The organism is Actinosynnema pretiosum (assembly GCF_024171695.1).
GTDB lineage: Bacteria > Actinomycetota > Actinomycetes > Mycobacteriales > Pseudonocardiaceae > Actinosynnema > Actinosynnema pretiosum.
Window position 1 is genome coordinate 268,473 of record NZ_JAMTCF010000002.1, and the last position, 14,235, is coordinate 282,707.

General features: G+C 72.0%; 10 protein-coding genes. 5 read left to right on the forward strand and 5 right to left on the reverse strand.

The features are described 5' to 3' along the window. The first annotated feature begins 4 nt into the window (after nt 1-4). The gene (locus tag LV78_RS04500; RefSeq protein WP_253843447.1) at nt 5-1,555 is read left to right on the forward strand and encodes a phytoene desaturase family protein; all 1,551 of its coding nucleotides are present in this window, start codon (nt 5-7) and stop codon (nt 1,553-1,555) included. Nucleotides 1,556-1,591: 36 nt separating this feature from the next. Here the strand turns inward: LV78_RS04500 and LV78_RS04505 are convergent, their stop codons facing one another. Genes LV78_RS04505 through LV78_RS04520 form a run of 4 tightly spaced genes read right to left on the reverse strand, consistent with a single transcriptional unit; the run spans nt 1,592 to nt 6,341 of the window. After that, nucleotides 1,592-2,098, reverse strand: a complete 507-nt coding sequence (locus LV78_RS04505; protein WP_253843448.1) for a hypothetical protein — start codon at nt 2,096-2,098, stop codon at nt 1,592-1,594. After that, nucleotides 2,095-4,386, reverse strand: coding sequence for an FdhF/YdeP family oxidoreductase (locus tag LV78_RS04510; RefSeq protein WP_253843449.1), 2,292 nt, complete (start codon nt 4,384-4,386; stop codon nt 2,095-2,097). The genes LV78_RS04505 and LV78_RS04510 overlap by 4 nt, the downstream gene beginning before the upstream one ends. Nucleotides 4,387-4,444: 58 nt before the next feature. Next, nucleotides 4,445-5,281 carry a hypothetical protein gene (locus LV78_RS04515; protein ID WP_253843450.1) on the reverse strand — a complete coding sequence of 279 codons (837 nt, stop codon included), beginning with the start codon at nt 5,279-5,281 and terminating at the stop codon, nt 4,445-4,447. Nucleotides 5,282-5,324: 43 nt separating this feature from the next. Then, the gene (locus LV78_RS04520; RefSeq protein WP_253843451.1) at nt 5,325-6,341 is read right to left on the reverse strand and encodes a hypothetical protein; all 1,017 of its coding nucleotides are present in this window, start codon (nt 6,339-6,341) and stop codon (nt 5,325-5,327) included. Nucleotides 6,342-6,631: 290 nt separating this feature from the next. Here LV78_RS04520 and LV78_RS04525 point away from each other — a divergent pair, with 290 nt between their 5' ends. The 3 genes from LV78_RS04525 to LV78_RS04535 are packed head-to-tail and all read left to right on the forward strand — an operon-like array spanning nt 6,632 to nt 11,075. Beyond that, on the forward strand, nt 6,632-9,265 hold the full coding sequence (locus LV78_RS04525; RefSeq protein ID WP_253843452.1) for a valine--tRNA ligase: 2,634 nt from the start codon (nt 6,632-6,634) through the stop codon (nt 9,263-9,265). Beyond that, complete coding sequence (folC, locus tag LV78_RS04530; protein WP_253843453.1) at nt 9,265-10,623, forward strand: bifunctional tetrahydrofolate synthase/dihydrofolate synthase; 1,359 nt, start codon at nt 9,265-9,267, stop codon at nt 10,621-10,623. The genes LV78_RS04525 and folC overlap by 1 nt, the downstream gene beginning before the upstream one ends. Continuing rightward, nucleotides 10,620-11,075 carry a DUF4233 domain-containing protein gene (locus LV78_RS04535; RefSeq protein WP_253843454.1) on the forward strand — a complete coding sequence of 152 codons (456 nt, stop codon included), beginning with the start codon at nt 10,620-10,622 and terminating at the stop codon, nt 11,073-11,075. The genes folC and LV78_RS04535 overlap by 4 nt, the downstream gene beginning before the upstream one ends. Before the next feature lie 185 nt (nt 11,076-11,260). Here LV78_RS04535 and LV78_RS04540 read toward each other — a convergent pair whose 3' ends face one another. Continuing rightward, nucleotides 11,261-12,139 (reverse strand): DUF3800 domain-containing protein, encoded by an 879-nt coding sequence (locus tag LV78_RS04540; RefSeq protein WP_253843455.1) that lies wholly within the window; start codon nt 12,137-12,139, stop codon nt 11,261-11,263. 391 nt (nt 12,140-12,530) lie between these two features. On the opposite strand from LV78_RS04540, the gene LV78_RS04545 reads away from it, so the two are divergent. Continuing rightward, complete coding sequence (locus tag LV78_RS04545) at nt 12,531-14,057, forward strand: alkaline phosphatase D family protein (RefSeq protein ID WP_253843456.1); 1,527 nt, start codon at nt 12,531-12,533, stop codon at nt 14,055-14,057. Nucleotides 14,058-14,235: the final 178 nt, after the last annotated feature.

The following is a 14,235-nucleotide window of genomic DNA, read 5'->3' on the forward strand; positions in this document are numbered from 1 at the left end:
GGCGGTGGACGGGTTATACGACGCGGTAGTCGTCGGCGGAGGCCACAACGGCCTCGTCGCCGCCGCTTACCTGGCCGGGGCCGGTCGTTCGGTCCTGGTGCTGGAGAAGCTGCCGCAGGTCGGAGGGGCCGCGGTCGGCGAGCAGGCGTTCACAGGCGTGCCTGCCCGCTTGTCGCGGTACTCCTACCTGGTCAGCCTCCTGCCCGATCGGATCATCACCGATCTGGGCCTGAGGCTGGAACTGCGCTCACGCGCGGTGTCGTCCTACACGCCGGTGATCGGCGGGGCCGGGCTCCTGGTGGAGCGGGAACCCGGTCCCGCCACGGCCTCCTCGTTCCGGGCCCTCAGCGGCTCGGAGAGCGACTGGGAGGCGTGGCGGGGGTGGTGCGGCGAGGTGGACGCCCTGGCGTCCGCGCTGGCCCCCACGCTGCTGGGACCGCTGCCCTCGCGGGAGCGCGTCGAGCACCTCGCGGGCGGGCTGTGGGGCCCGCTGTTCGAGCGGCCGATCGGCGAGGCGCTGCGGGAGCGGTTCGCGCACGACGTGGTGCGCGGGGTCGTGGCCACCGACGCGCTGATCGGCACGCACGCGTCGCTGGACGCGGACCTGGCGGCCAACCGGTGCTTCCTCTACCACGTGGTCGGCAACGGCACGGGGGAGTGGCGGGTGCCGGTCGGCGGCATGGGGGCGGTGACCGCCGAGCTGCTGCGGGTCGCCCGCGCCGCCGGGGCCGAGGTGGTGACCGGGGCCGAGGTGACCTCGGTGCGCGCCGACGGCCGGGTGGCCGAGGTCGAGTTCCGCGACCGGGACGGGGACGTGCGCGCGGTGGGCGCCCGGTTCGCGCTGGCCAACGTCGCCCCGGCGGAGCTGGCGCGGTTGCGCGGGCTGCCGGTCGGCGCGGTCGCGGACGGGTGCCAGCTGAAGGTGAACATGCTGCTGGAGCGGCTGCCGAGGCTCCGGTCCGGGGTGGACCCCGAGGTGGCGTTCGCGGGCACGCTGCACTTGGACGAGTCCTACGAGGCCTTGGAGAGCGCCTACCGGGACAGCGCGGCCGGTCGGGTGCCCGAGGTGCTGCCCGCCGAGATGTACTGCCACACGCTGACCGACCCGTCGATCCTCGATCCGGGCCTGGCCGGGCGCGGGTGGCACACGCTCACCCTGTTCGGCCTGCACACCCCGGCGCGGCTGTTCGACGGCGACAACGCCGGACTGCGCGAGCACCTGGTCAGCCGGTACCTGACCGCGCTCAACGAGCACCTCGTGGAGCCGGTCGAGGGCTGCCTGGCCGTGGACGCCGACGGTCGCCCGTGCCTGGAGGCCCGCACCCCGCTCGACCTCGAAGCCGAGATCGGCCTGCCGCGCGGGCACATCTTCCACGGCGACCTGGACTGGCCGTTCGCCCAGGAGCCCGAGCAGGTCGGGACGTGGGGCGTGGAGACCGACGTCGACAACCTGCTGGTGTGCGGGGCGGGCGCCCGGCGCGGCGGCGGGGTCAGCGGGATCGGCGGGCACAACGCGGCGATGGCCGTGCTGACCCGCCTGAACGGGTCCGCCTGAGCGGACCCGCCCGAGGAGATCCGCTCGGGGGCCCGCCTAGCTCCGCCGCTCGATGAGCTGGGTGACCAGCTCGCGCGCCGAGGTCTCGCTCGCGCCCGAGGTCACCGAGACCTCCAGCCCGCCCTGCCTGGCCACCACGCTGGTCTGCACGACCTCGCCCGAGCCCCTGGTGGCCGCGTACGCCTGCTCGTGGAAGTCCGGCAGGTCCACCACCCGCAGCCCGTCGTCCTCGGCCGCCTTCCGGCCACCGGCGAACGCCTCGGCGTCCACCCCGGACCGGAACCGCACCTCGGTCTCCACACCGCCCCGCGCGTACTCGCAGGTCAGGGTCTGCCCGTCGACGAACTCGCGCGGGTTGCCGAGCACCAGCCCCAGCGCGGGGCCGACCACGTCGGCCGGGGCGAACCGCGCGCAGTTCGCCCCGTTGGCCGCGCCGGTCGACGTGGGACCTGCCGCCGTCGTCCCGCTCGGAGCGGGCTCCTGCCCACCCGTGCAGCCCGCGACCACGAGCACCAGGAACCACGCCGCCGGCGCGCGCCTCACGCGATCTTCTCCAGGCGCAGGACGACCGACTTGGAGGTGGGCGTGCCCGAGATGTCCGCCGTGGACTCCAGCGGGATCAGCGGGTTCGCCTCGGGGAAGTACGCCGCGGCGCACCCCTTCGCGGTCGGGTACGACACGATCCGGAACTTCTCGGCCTTGCGCTCCACGGTCCCGCTCGGGTCCTCCGGCCACTCGCTGACCAGGTCGACCATCTCGCCGTCCCGGAAGCCCAGCGCGACCAGGTCGTCCGGGTTGACGAACACCACGCGCCTGCCGTCCTTGACGCCGCGGTAGCGGTCGTCCAGGCCGTAGATGGTGGTGTTGTACTGGTCGTGGCTGCGCATGGTCTGGAGCATCAGCCTGCCCTCGGGCACCGGCAGCACGGTCAGCTCGTTGGCCGCGAACTGCGCCTTGCCGGTCCGGGTGCCGGTGAACTCGCGGGCGTCGCGCGGCGCGTGCGGCAGCACGAACCCGTCGGGCTGGCGCACCCGCCGGTTGTAGTCCTGGCAGCCGGGCACGACGTTCGCGATGTGCTCGCGGATGACGTCGTAGTCCTTCTCCATCTCCTCCCAGCGCACCGGGTGCTCCGGGCCGAGCAGCGCGCGGGCGAGCCTGCACACGATGGAGATCTCGGACAGCAGCTGGTCGCTGGCGGGGGTCAGCCTGCCGCGCGAGCGGTGCACCACGGACATGGAGTCCTCGACGGTGACGAACTGCTCGCCGGTGTGCTGCACGTCCTCCTCGGTGCGGCCCAGCGCGGGCAGGATCAGCGCGACCTGGCCGTGCACGGCGTGCGAGCGGTTGAGCTTGGTCGAGACCTGCACGGTCAGCGTGCACTGCCGCAGCGCCGCCTCGGTGACGCGGGTGTCCGGGGTGGCCGACACGAAGTTGCCGCCCATCGCGATGAACACCTTGGCCTCGCCCGCGCGCATCGCCTTGATGCCCTCGACGGTGTCGTGGCCGTGCTTGCGCGGCACCTGGATGCCGAACTCCTCCTCCAGCCCGACCATGAACTTCTCCGGCATCTTCTCCCAGATGCCCATGGTCCGGTCGCCCTGGACGTTGGAGTGGCCGCGCACCGGGCACAGGCCCGCGCCCGGCTTGCCGATCATGCCGCGCGCCATGATCACGTTGCTCAGCTCGCGGATGGTCGCGACCGAGTGCTTGTGCTGGGTCAGGCCCATCGCCCAGCACATGATCGTCGCGTTGGACTCGGCGACCATGCGGGCGAACTTCTCGATCTCGGCGCGGGTGAGGCCGGTCGCGCCCAGGATCACGTCCCAGTCGATCTCGCGGACGCTCTCGGCGTAGGCCTCGAACCCGTCGGTGCTGTTCTCGATGAAGTCCTTGTCGATCGCGTCCCACGCCAGCAGCAGGTGCCCGACGGCCTGGAACAGCGCCTGGTCGCCACCGAGCTTGATCTGCAGGAACTCGTCGGTGAGGGCGGTGCCCGAGCCGATCAGGCCGCTCAGGTTCTGCGGGTTCTTGAAGCGCAGCAGCCCGGCCTCGGGCAGCGGGTTGACCGTGACGATCTTCGCCCCGGCCTTCTTCGCGTCCTCGAGGGCGGCGAGCATCCGGGGGTGGTTGGTGCCGGGGTTCTGGCCCACCACGACGATCAGCTCGGCCTTGGTGAAGTCGTTGATGCTCACCGAGCCCTTGCCGATGCCGGTGGTCTCGGACAGCGCGGCGCCGGAGGACTCGTGGCACATGTTGGAGCAGTCCGGCAGGTTGTTCGTGCCGAACGAGCGGACCAGCAGCTGGTAGGCGAACGCGGCCTCGTTGCTGGTGCGGCCCGAGGTGTAGAACAGCGCCTGGTCGGGGTCGTCGAGCGCGTTGAGGTGCTCGGCGACCAGCTCGAAGGCGGCCGTCCAGGAGATGGGCTCGTAGTGGGTGGCGCCCTGGCGCAGCACCATGGGCTCGGTGAGCCTGCCCTGCTGGCCGAGCCAGTAGTCGGTCTTCTCGGCGAGCTCGGCGACCGGGTGGGCGGCGAAGAACTCGCGCCCGGCGCGGCGGCGGGTCGCCTCCTCGGCGACGGCCTTGGCGCCGTTCTCGCAGAACTCGGCCAGCTTGCGGTGCCCCTGCGGCTCCGGCCAAGCGCAACCGGGGCAGTCGAACCCCTCGCGCTGGTTGAGCAGCCGGAGTGTGGTGACGGTGCGCGTGACGCCCATCTGCTCCACGCCCCGGCGCAGCGACACCGCCACACCGGGAATGCCAGCGGCCCACTGCTTGGGACCGGTGACTTCCAGCTGGGACTCGTCGACGTCGTGCAGCGGTGGCCTGGTGGTCATGGGCCCATTGTCACTTCCGACCAGGACCATTGTCACTCGCGGGGCCGGGATTGGTCTCCTACTCGTAGCAACCGGCCAGGGCCTCGGTCACCCGGTCGAGGTCGAAGTACCGGAGCGTGAGCGGTCGGGGATTCCGGGTAACCGACTCCGCCGAACGGCCTCGGACCGAGTGCGCCGGGGCCAGGTAGCCGTGCGCGTAGGCCTCGCAGGACACCGAGTAGGCGTAACCCGAGTGGGTCTCCTGCCACAACTGCTCGTGGTCGGCGTCCTCCACCACGACGAGGTAGTCCGCCTTGTGCCTGACCAGCGCCACGACCTCCATCGGCGAGCGCACCCCGTCCGGGTCGGGGTAGGCGAAGGCGTGGGCGAACAGGTAGTCGGTGCGCACGACCAGCAGACCGTCCGGGCGAACCTCGGCGCGCATCGAGCCGGTCACCCTCGGCGCGACCGGGAGCAGCGCCTGGTCGCCCGCGATCCTGGTCAGCACCGCGTCGGCGTTCACGCCCAGCTCGACCGCCGTGCGCGCGTGCGCCCGGTAGGTCGTGGCGAACAGCGCCAGCGCGGGCTCGGCGTCGTGGCCCAGGAGCGAGCGGTGGTCGAGCCGGGCGGTCACCAGCATGGCGCGCACCCGGTCGTAGGCGTTGGCGACCTCGTCCGAGGTGAGCCCGACCAGCGGTCCGGCGGGCGGCGGGACGATGCCCGCCGAGCCCTCGGCCCAGTCCTCGGCCGGGGTCCCCCGGAAGGGGTGCGCCGGGTCGTACCGGTAGTCGGCGGGCACGCCTACGCCCACCGGGGACGCGGCGGCGGGCCACCAGCCCGACCGCGCCACCAGCACGCCCGTCGACGCGACGAGCGCGAGCGCCACCAGCGCGGACAGCGCCCGCCTGCCTCTCACCGCCGCACCAACCCCGTTCGCGCTCACCCCCTCGGCCCGGCCGTCACTGCTCGCAGCCGTCCTCTTCCAGGGCGACGGGCATGGACGGGTCGAAGTAGCGCTCGGGCGGGGCCGTCGTGCTGGGCGCGGTCTCCAACGCCTGCTCGGAGTAGGCGGGGGCGATGAAGCCCTCGCGGGCGGGGCCGCAGGCCATCGAGTAGGTGTACCCCTCCGACGAGGTGAACCAGGCGCCCTGGCTGCCCGGCGCGTACTGGTTGCCGGAGACCAGCGAGTACTCCGTCCTCATCCTGGTCACCACCACCGTCTGCATGGGGTTGAACACGCGGTCCCGGTCGCCGAAGGCGAACGCGTAGGCGAACAGGTAGTCGGTGGTGACCAGGAGGTTGCCCTCGGGGTCGAGGCCCGCGCTCATCGAGCCCGTCACCTTCGGCTCGACGGGCAGCAGCGCGAACCCGCGCGCCACCCTGGTCACGAGGCTGGAGCCGGAGGAGGCGGCGAGGCTGTCGCGCACCTGCTGGTGGCTGTCCGGCGCGAGCAGCGACAGCAGGGGCTCCGGGTCGTGGTCGACCAGCGTCCTGCGGTCGAGCCTGGCGGCGACCACGAGCTGCCGCGCCCGCTCGTAGGCCGCCGCGACCTCCTCGGCGCCGTACGGGCCCACCGGCGCGGCCTGCGGCACGGTGACGCCCGCCGCGCCGTCCGCCCAGGTGGCGGCCGGGGTGCCCGCGAACGGGTCGGCCGGGTCGACCCGGCGCCAGTCGTCCACGGTCGAGACCGCAGTGGCCTCGGTCGTCGTGGTGGCGGTCGACCCGGTCGCCGCCGCCCCGACCCGCGCCGCTCCGCCCGGCAGGTCCGCGCCGCGCAGCCAGAACGCCGCCCCGGCGGCGACCGCCAGCGCCAGCGCCGCGTACCCGGCCTTCGCGCCCCGCGAGCGCAGCCGCGCCCGCCTGCGCTCCCGCTTCGAGCGGGCGAGCGCCTGCCGCACCCACGGCTCGTCGGCGTTCAGGTCGGGATGGTCCTCGAAGCCCTGCACGTTCCCCCCAGTTCCGAATAGCTCGTTCACTCGATCGGCCTAGCCGGGGGTGGTGTTACGGGTGTCGCAGTGGGTGACGAGAGCTCCTGGATGGGTGAATCCGTCAGGGTGGTCAAGGGAGTGTGCCGATCCCACCCAAACCCGCTCCCACCTGCTTGAACGACCGTCCGCAGCGTCGCGTCACCCGCTGTCGCGATCACCGCGCGTCGGCGGGCCGGGTGAGGCTTCCGGGTGCGCCTGCCCGGAATGTGTGCCGCGAGGCCCCCGGCGCCGGGTATCTGGTTCGAGTCGGCGGTGTCGTTCTTCGTAGACTTCCCGGCGTGACTGAGAAGCCCTCCGCACCCCAGCGTCCCGAACTCCCGCCGGCGTGGAACCCCGCCGAGGTAGAGGCGGGGCTCTACGAGCGGTGGGTCGAGCGCGGGTACTTCACCGCCGACGCGAACAGCGACAAGCCGCCCTTCTCCATCGTCCTGCCGCCGCCCAACGTCAACGGCAGCCTGCACATGGGCCACGCCCTCAACCACAGCGTCATGGACGCCCTGTCCCGGCGCCGCCGGATGCAGGGCTACGAGGTGCTGTGGCTGCCCGGCACCGACCACGCGGGCATCGCCACCCAGACCGCCGTGGAGCGCGCGCTCGCGAGCGAGGGCGTGTCCCGGCACGACCTGGGCCGCGAGAAGTTCGTGGAGCGGGTCTGGGAGTGGCGCGAGGAGGTCGGCGGTCGCATCCTCGGCCAGATGCGCCGCCTCGGCGACGGCGTCGACTGGTCCCGCGTCCGGTTCACCATGGACGAGGGCCTGTCCCGCTCGGTGCAGACCATCTTCAAGAAGCTGTTCGACGACGGCCTCATCTACCGCGCCGAGCGCATCATCAACTGGTGCCCGCGCTGCCAGACGGCGCTGTCGGACATCGAGGTCGACCACTCCGACGACGACGGCGAGCTGGTGTCCATCCGCTACGGCGAGGGCGACCGCTCGATCGTCGTGGCGACCACGCGCGCCGAGACGATGCTCGGCGACACCGCCGTGGCCGTGCACCCCGAGGACGAGCGCTACCAGCACCTGATCGGCACCGACGTCGAGGTGCCGCTGACCGGCCGGTTCGTGCCCGTGGTCGCCGACGAGCACGTGGACCCGGAGTTCGGCACCGGCGCGGTCAAGGTCACCCCCGCGCACGACCCCAACGACTTCGAGATCGGCCAGCGGCACGACCTGCCCGCCATCACCGTCATGGACGGCCGGGGCAACATCACCGTGAAGGGCCCCTTCGAGGGCCTTGACCGGTTCGAGGCGCGCCCCGCGGTCGTGGCCGCGCTGCGCGAGCAGGGCCGGATCGTCGCCGAGAAGCGCCCGTACCAGCACAGCGTCGGGCACTGCTCGCGCTGCGACACGGTCATCGAGCCGCGCCTGTCCATGCAGTGGTGGGTCAAGGTCGAGCCGCTGGCCAGGGCCGCCGCCGAGGCCGTGCGCGACGGCCGCACCACCATCCACCCGCCGGAGCTGGCCAAGCGCTACTTCGACTGGGTGGAGAACCTCAACGACTGGTGCATCTCGCGCCAGCTGTGGTGGGGCCACCGCATCCCGGTCTGGTACGGCCCGAACGACAAGATCGTGTGCGTCGGCCCCGACGAGGAGCCGCCGTCGGGCGAGGGCTGGACGCAGGACGAGGACGTGCTCGACACGTGGTTCTCCTCGGGCCTGTGGCCGTTCTCCACGCTCGGCTGGCCCGCGCAGACCGCCGACCTGGCGAAGTTCTACCCGACCAGCGTGCTGTCCACCGGCTACGACATCCTGTTCTTCTGGGTCGTCCGGATGATGATGTTCGGCCTGTACGCGATGGACGGCAAGCAGCCGTTCGACCACGTGTTCCTGCACGGCCTGATCCGCGACGCGCACGGAAAGAAGATGTCCAAGTCGCGCGGCAACGGCATCGACCCGCTGGACTGGATGGACTCCTACGGCGCCGACGCCACCAGGTTCACCCTGCTGCGCGGAGCTAACCCCGGCTCCGACCTCGCGCTCGCCGAGGAGTGGGCGGCCGGTTCCCGCAACTTCACCACGAAGCTGTGGAACGCCACCCGGTTCGCGCTGGGCAACGGCGCGAACGTGGAGCGCCCGCTGCCCGACCGGTCCGAGCTGACCGACGTCGACCGCTGGGTGCTCGACCTGCTCGACGGCCTGATCACCGAGGTGGACGCCCAGTTCGAGGCGTTCCAGTTCTCCCGGATCAGCGACGCGCTCTACAAGTTCACCTGGGACGAGTTCTGCGACTGGTACCTGGAGCTGGCCAAGGTCCAGATCGCCGAGGGCGGTGAGCGGGCCGAGTCCACCCGCCTGGTGCTCGGGCACGTCCTGGACAAGCTGCTGCGGCTGCTGCACCCGCTGACCCCGTTCGTCACCGAGGTGCTGTGGACCACGCTCACCGGCGGCGAGTCGCTGGTGGTCGCCGAGTGGCCTGCGGCGAGCGGCGCGCAGGCCGACGCGGACGCGGCGCGGCGGGTGGAGGGCGTGAAGAAGCTCGTCACCGAGATCCGCAGGTTCCGCTCCGACCAGGGACTCAAGCCCGGTCAGAAGGTCGGCGGCGCGGTGCTCGGCGCGGACGAGGTCGACCTGGCCGGTCTGGTCGAGTCGGTGCGCTCGCTCACCAGGATGACCGAGCCGGGCGACGGCTTCACCGCCTCGGTGTCGCTGGACGTCGGCCTGACCGGTGGCACGGTGAAGGTCGAGCTGGACCTGTCCGGCGCGATCGACGTGGTCGCCGAGCGCAAGCGGCTGACCAAGGACCTCGCGGCGGCGCAGAAGGAGCAGGCCCAGTGCCAGGGCAAGCTCGGCAACGCCGCGTTCACCGCGAAGGCCCCGGCCGACGTGGTGGCCAAGATCCAGGGCAGGTTGGAGGCCGCGAGCGCCGACATCGAGCGCATCAACGCCCGCCTGGCCACACTGCCGGAGGCGTGATGGGGTTCGAACCGGGGGCGCTGGGCATCCTCAGCGTGGTCGAGGCGGAGCTGAACGAGCGCTGGCCCGAGACCAAGATCGAGCCGAGCCTCGACCGGATCAAGGCGCTGGTCGACGTGCTGGGCGAGCCGCAGAAGGCCTACCCGGTGATCCACGTCGGCGGCACCAACGGCAAGACGTCGACCGCGCGCATGGTCGAGGCGCTGCTCACGCGCGTCGGCCTGCGCACCGGTCGCTACACCAGCCCGCACCTCCAGCTGGCCACCGAGCGGATCAGCGTCGACGGGGCGCCGATCAGCCCGGAGCAGTACGTCGAGGCGTACCGGGACGTGAAGCCGTACGTGTCCATCGTGGACGCGCGCGGCGACGTGCCGATGAGCAAGTTCGAGGTGCTCACCGGCATGGCGTTCGCGGCGTTCGCGGAGACGCCGGTCGACGTCGCCGTGATCGAGGTCGGGCTCGGCGGCTCCTGGGACGCCACGAACGTGGCCGACGGGCGGGTCGCCGTGATCACCCCGATCGGGATCGACCACGTCGAGTTCCTCGGCGACGACCTGGCGGGCATCGCCGAGGAGAAGGCCGGGATCATCAAGCCCGGCGCCACGGTCGTGCTCGCCCAGCAGCGGCCGGAGGCGGAGCAGGCGCTGCTGCGCCGGGTCGCCGAGGTCGACGCGACGGTGGCGCGGCAGGGCTCGGAGTTCCGGGTGCTGCGGCGCGACGTGGCGGTCGGCGGTCAGATGCTGGCGCTGCAGGGCCTCGGCGGCGTGTACGACGAGGTGTTCCTGCCGCTGCACGGCGCGCACCAGGCGGCCAACGCGTCGCTGGCGCTCGCCGCCGTGGAGGCGTTCTTCGGCGCGGGGCCGCAGCGGCAGCTCGACGTCGAGGCGGTGCGCGAGGCGTTCGCGGGCGTCGAGTCGCCGGGCAGGCTGGAGCGGCTGCGCGCCGCGCCCGCCCTGCTGGTCGACGCCGCGCACAACCCGCACGGCGCCGAGGCGCTGGCGAAGGCGCTCGACGAGGAGTTCGGCTTCCGCAGGCTCATCGCGGTCGTCGGCGTCATGTCCGACAAGGACGCCGTCGGCATCCTGACCGCGCTGGAGCCGAGGGTGGCCGAGGTCGTGCTGACCCAGAACTCCTCGCCGAGGGCCATGGACGCCGACCACCTGGCGGGCGTGGCGCTGCCGATCTTCGGCGAGGACCGCATCGTCGTGCAGCCGAACCTGGCCGACGCGATCGAGGACGCGGTCCGCATGGCGGAGGACACCGAGGACGGCCTGGTGTCCGGCGGAGGCGTCATCGTGACCGGCTCCGTGGTGACGGCGGGGGAGACCCGCGCCCTGTTCGGGAAGGAACCGGCATGACGACCCCGGCGGCCCCGACGCCAGCCCCCAAGAAGGACCCGATGAAGTCCTTCCGGGGCATCATGGCGGGCACCCTGATCCTGGAGGCCATCGTCACCGCGCTGGCCCTGCCGGTGGTGGCGAACCTCGGAGGCGGCGTCGGCACCGGCACCGGCTACCTGGTGCTGGCCCTGATCCTGGCGTTCGTGGGCGCCTGCGCGCTGCTCAAGCACCCGTGGGTGGTCTGGCTGATCATCGCGCTGCACGTCGTGATGGTCGCGGGCATCGTCCTGATGACGGCCCTGGGCGCGGTCGGCATCATGTTCAGCCTGGTGTGGGCCTACCTGCTGTGGCTGCGCCACGACGTCACCAAGCGCATGGCCGAAGGCCGCCTGCCGAGCCAGCAGCAGGCCGCCCAGGCCCAGGCCGAGCAGGCGGCAGCCTGGAAGTCGGGCGAGCAGCCGAAGGCGTAGCGGAGAGCTCCCCACGATCGCCGCGCACCGGGTCCCGGTGCGCGGCGATCGGCGTTTTCGGGGCCGCGCTTGGTGATCGGCGTTCCGGGGCCGTGCTGGGCGACCGGTGTTTCCGGGCTTGCGGAAACCCGGTGGAATCCCCTCGCCTGGCTTGCGCCTTGCGGAGAAGGCTCTCTAGTGTTCCGCTACGGCTCTTCACGGAGTCGCGGGGAACCACCGCTTGGACCGGGTCGACCGGCCCCTTCCACCTCGGTGGACGCAGCGGCCTCGGGCTCCGTGGGGAGCCCTCGTCCTTCGGACGACGGCCACCAGGGCTGCCCGGTGATGAGCGAGTCGTGGCCCAGCACGGTGAAACCGTGGCCGAGCATCCGCCCGAGCGGGTCCCGGCGCACCTGGTGCAAGCACTCCGCCAGGTACTCGTCGCTGTGATTCCCGTACTTGTCACGGGTAATAGCCGCGTTGAACATCCCGAGGTAGAGGTCCGCGGCTTGAAGGCCGTCCCGATCGGCCGCCCCCCTGACGGTGATCTTCGACGTCGCGAGCCGCCACGAAAAGCTGTCGTGGGGGGAGAGCGCTCCGATGTGCTTTAGCGTCGCGAGGTGGTCGTGCCCTCGGGTGTGGGAGATTTCCGCTATTACCCGCCGGTGTCCGCCGGGCCACGTCCGGGCGGCCACCGCGATTCGCTCGAACAGCAGTTGGGTGGTCCTGGTGTAGGTCAGCGCGGCGTCGCCGTGCACGTCCGACGCGGGGGCGAGCGCCCCCTTGTCGACCAGGACGTAGATCAGCTGGACGCCGGGCACCTCGGACAGCGTCTTGGCCGCGTGGCGACGCCGGTCGTGGTTGCGCGCGCGCAGGTGGTCCGCCCAGTGCAGGGCGTGGCCTTCCGGGATGCCGAAACCGGTTCGCAACTCCCGGACGGTCTTGCGGAGTTCGTGGTCCAGTTCGTCCGGGACCAGCACGGCGCACAGGCCGAACAGTCGGGAAGCCGAGGGGCCGAACCCGCGATCGCCGGTCTCGTCGACATACGCCCGGAGTACCGGTGTGGTCGGGTTGACTTGGTGCATTGAACCGTTGCTCCCGCACTTCTCCTCCGGGGCATAGCCCTTAGTGCGGGAGACTATAGAGCGCTCTGCGTCGTCACGTCACCTTGGTAGGTGACCATCTAAAGAGGGGACAACGGGGTGCATAGCCACCCTTATGGAGCAAAACTTGCGCTAAAGGGTGAAATTTAGCGGCTTATTCTCTCAGTTGAGGAATCACTGCTGAGCTCTGCCCTGCGTCCTTCGGGGGAGTGAGAGCGCTCTCGCCACGTCATCCATCGGAGCGGGGTCACTGTCCGCTTTGTGGCGCCGGCTGCGCGTCCCGACGTGTGCGACCTGATGCGTGCGTTCCCGACGCCTCACCTGTCCGGTGCGTTCACCCCGTTGTCGCCTGCGCCCACTACACACGAGGGGCATGAGCGAAGGCGTGGTGAACAGGCGGACGCTTCTGAAGGCGAGCGCGGTCGGGGTCGCCGGGGCCCTGGTGCCCGGTGTCGCGCTCGCGCGCGGTGGGCGGCCCGAGTTGACGCACGGGGTGCAGTCCGGCGACGTGTCGTGGGACGGCGGGCTGGTCTGGACGCGGGCCGACCGGCCCGCGCGGATGGTGGTCGAGGTGTCGGCCGACCCGGACTTCCGGCGGGCGCGCGTGGTGCGCGGGCCGCTGCTGACGCCGGACACCGGTGGCACCGGCAAGGTCCGGGTGCGCGGGCTGCCGCCCGGCCGGTCGGTGCACTACCGGGTCGTCGCCGAGGACCTCGACGGGCGCGTCAGGAGCGAGGCGGTGACCGGCAGCTTCCGCACCGCCCCGCTGGGGCGCGCGGACGTGCGCTTCACCTGGTCCGGCGACGTGGCGGGCCAGGGGTGGGGCAGCAACCCGGACCTCGGCGGGATGCCCGGCTACGCGGCCATGACCGCCCGACGACCCGACTTCTTCCTGCACAGCGGCGACACGGTCTACGCGGACGCGCCGCTCCAGGAGCGCGTGGTGCTGCCCGACGGCCGCGTGTGGCGCAACACGACCACCCCGGCGAAGGCCAAGGTCGCCGAGACGCTGGACGAGTACCGGGGCCAGTTCGCGTACACCATGCTCGACCCGAAGGTCCGCGAGTTCACCGCCGCGGTCCCCTCGTTCGTGCAGTGGGACGACCACGAGGTGGTCAACAACTGGTACCCCGGCGAGATCCTGGACCTGCCGCAGTACACCGAGAAGCGCGTCGACGTGCTCGCGGCGCGCGCGTTCCGGGCGTTCCACGAGTGGCAACCGGTCGATCCGGCCCGCGCGGTGGACGGGCGGGTCTACCGGAAGTTCGGGTACGGCGCGCACGTCGAGGTGTTCGTGCTCGACATGCGCTCCTACAAGGACGCCAACACCTCCCCGCGCGACAAGGCCGGGCGCGTGCTGGGGACCGCGCAGGCCCGCTGGCTGGTGGACGCGCTCGACCGCAGCACCGCCACCTGGAAGATCATCGCCGCCGACCTGCCCATCGGCTTGGTCGTGCCCGACGGCGACGGGATCGAGGGCGTCGCGAACGGCCTGCCGGGCGCACCGGGCGGGCGCGAGCACGAGCTGGCGTGGGTGCTGCGCGAGCTCAAGCGCCGCCGGGTGCGCAACACCGTGTGGTTGACGGCGGACGTGCACTACACGGCCGCGCACCACTACTCGCCGGACCGGGCGGCGACCTTCGACTTCGACCCGTTCTGGGAGTTCGTGTCCGGGCCGCTGCACGCGGGCGCGTTCGGGCCGAACGCCCTGGACCCCACGTTCGGCCCGCAGGCGGTCTTCGTGAACGCCCCGCCCGCAGCCAACACCTCGCCGCTCGACGGGTTCCAGCACTTCGGCGAGGTGTTCGTGGACGGCGGGACCGGCGAGCTGACCGTGTGGCTGCGGGACACGACGGGCAGGTCGTTGTGGTCCACGACCCTGGAGCCGCAGCGCCGCTGACGCCACCGCCCCGGCCCGGTCCGGTCGACCGGCCGGGCCGGGGCCCGCGCGGCACCCCGAACCTCCTGCAAGTCTTTTCCACCGCTCGGCCCTTGTCGCCCCCACCGCACCGTGATGCGCTGCCCCTGTCCCGGTGGAGCCGCCGGGCGCAGCCGCAAGAACTTGCGACAAGGAGGTC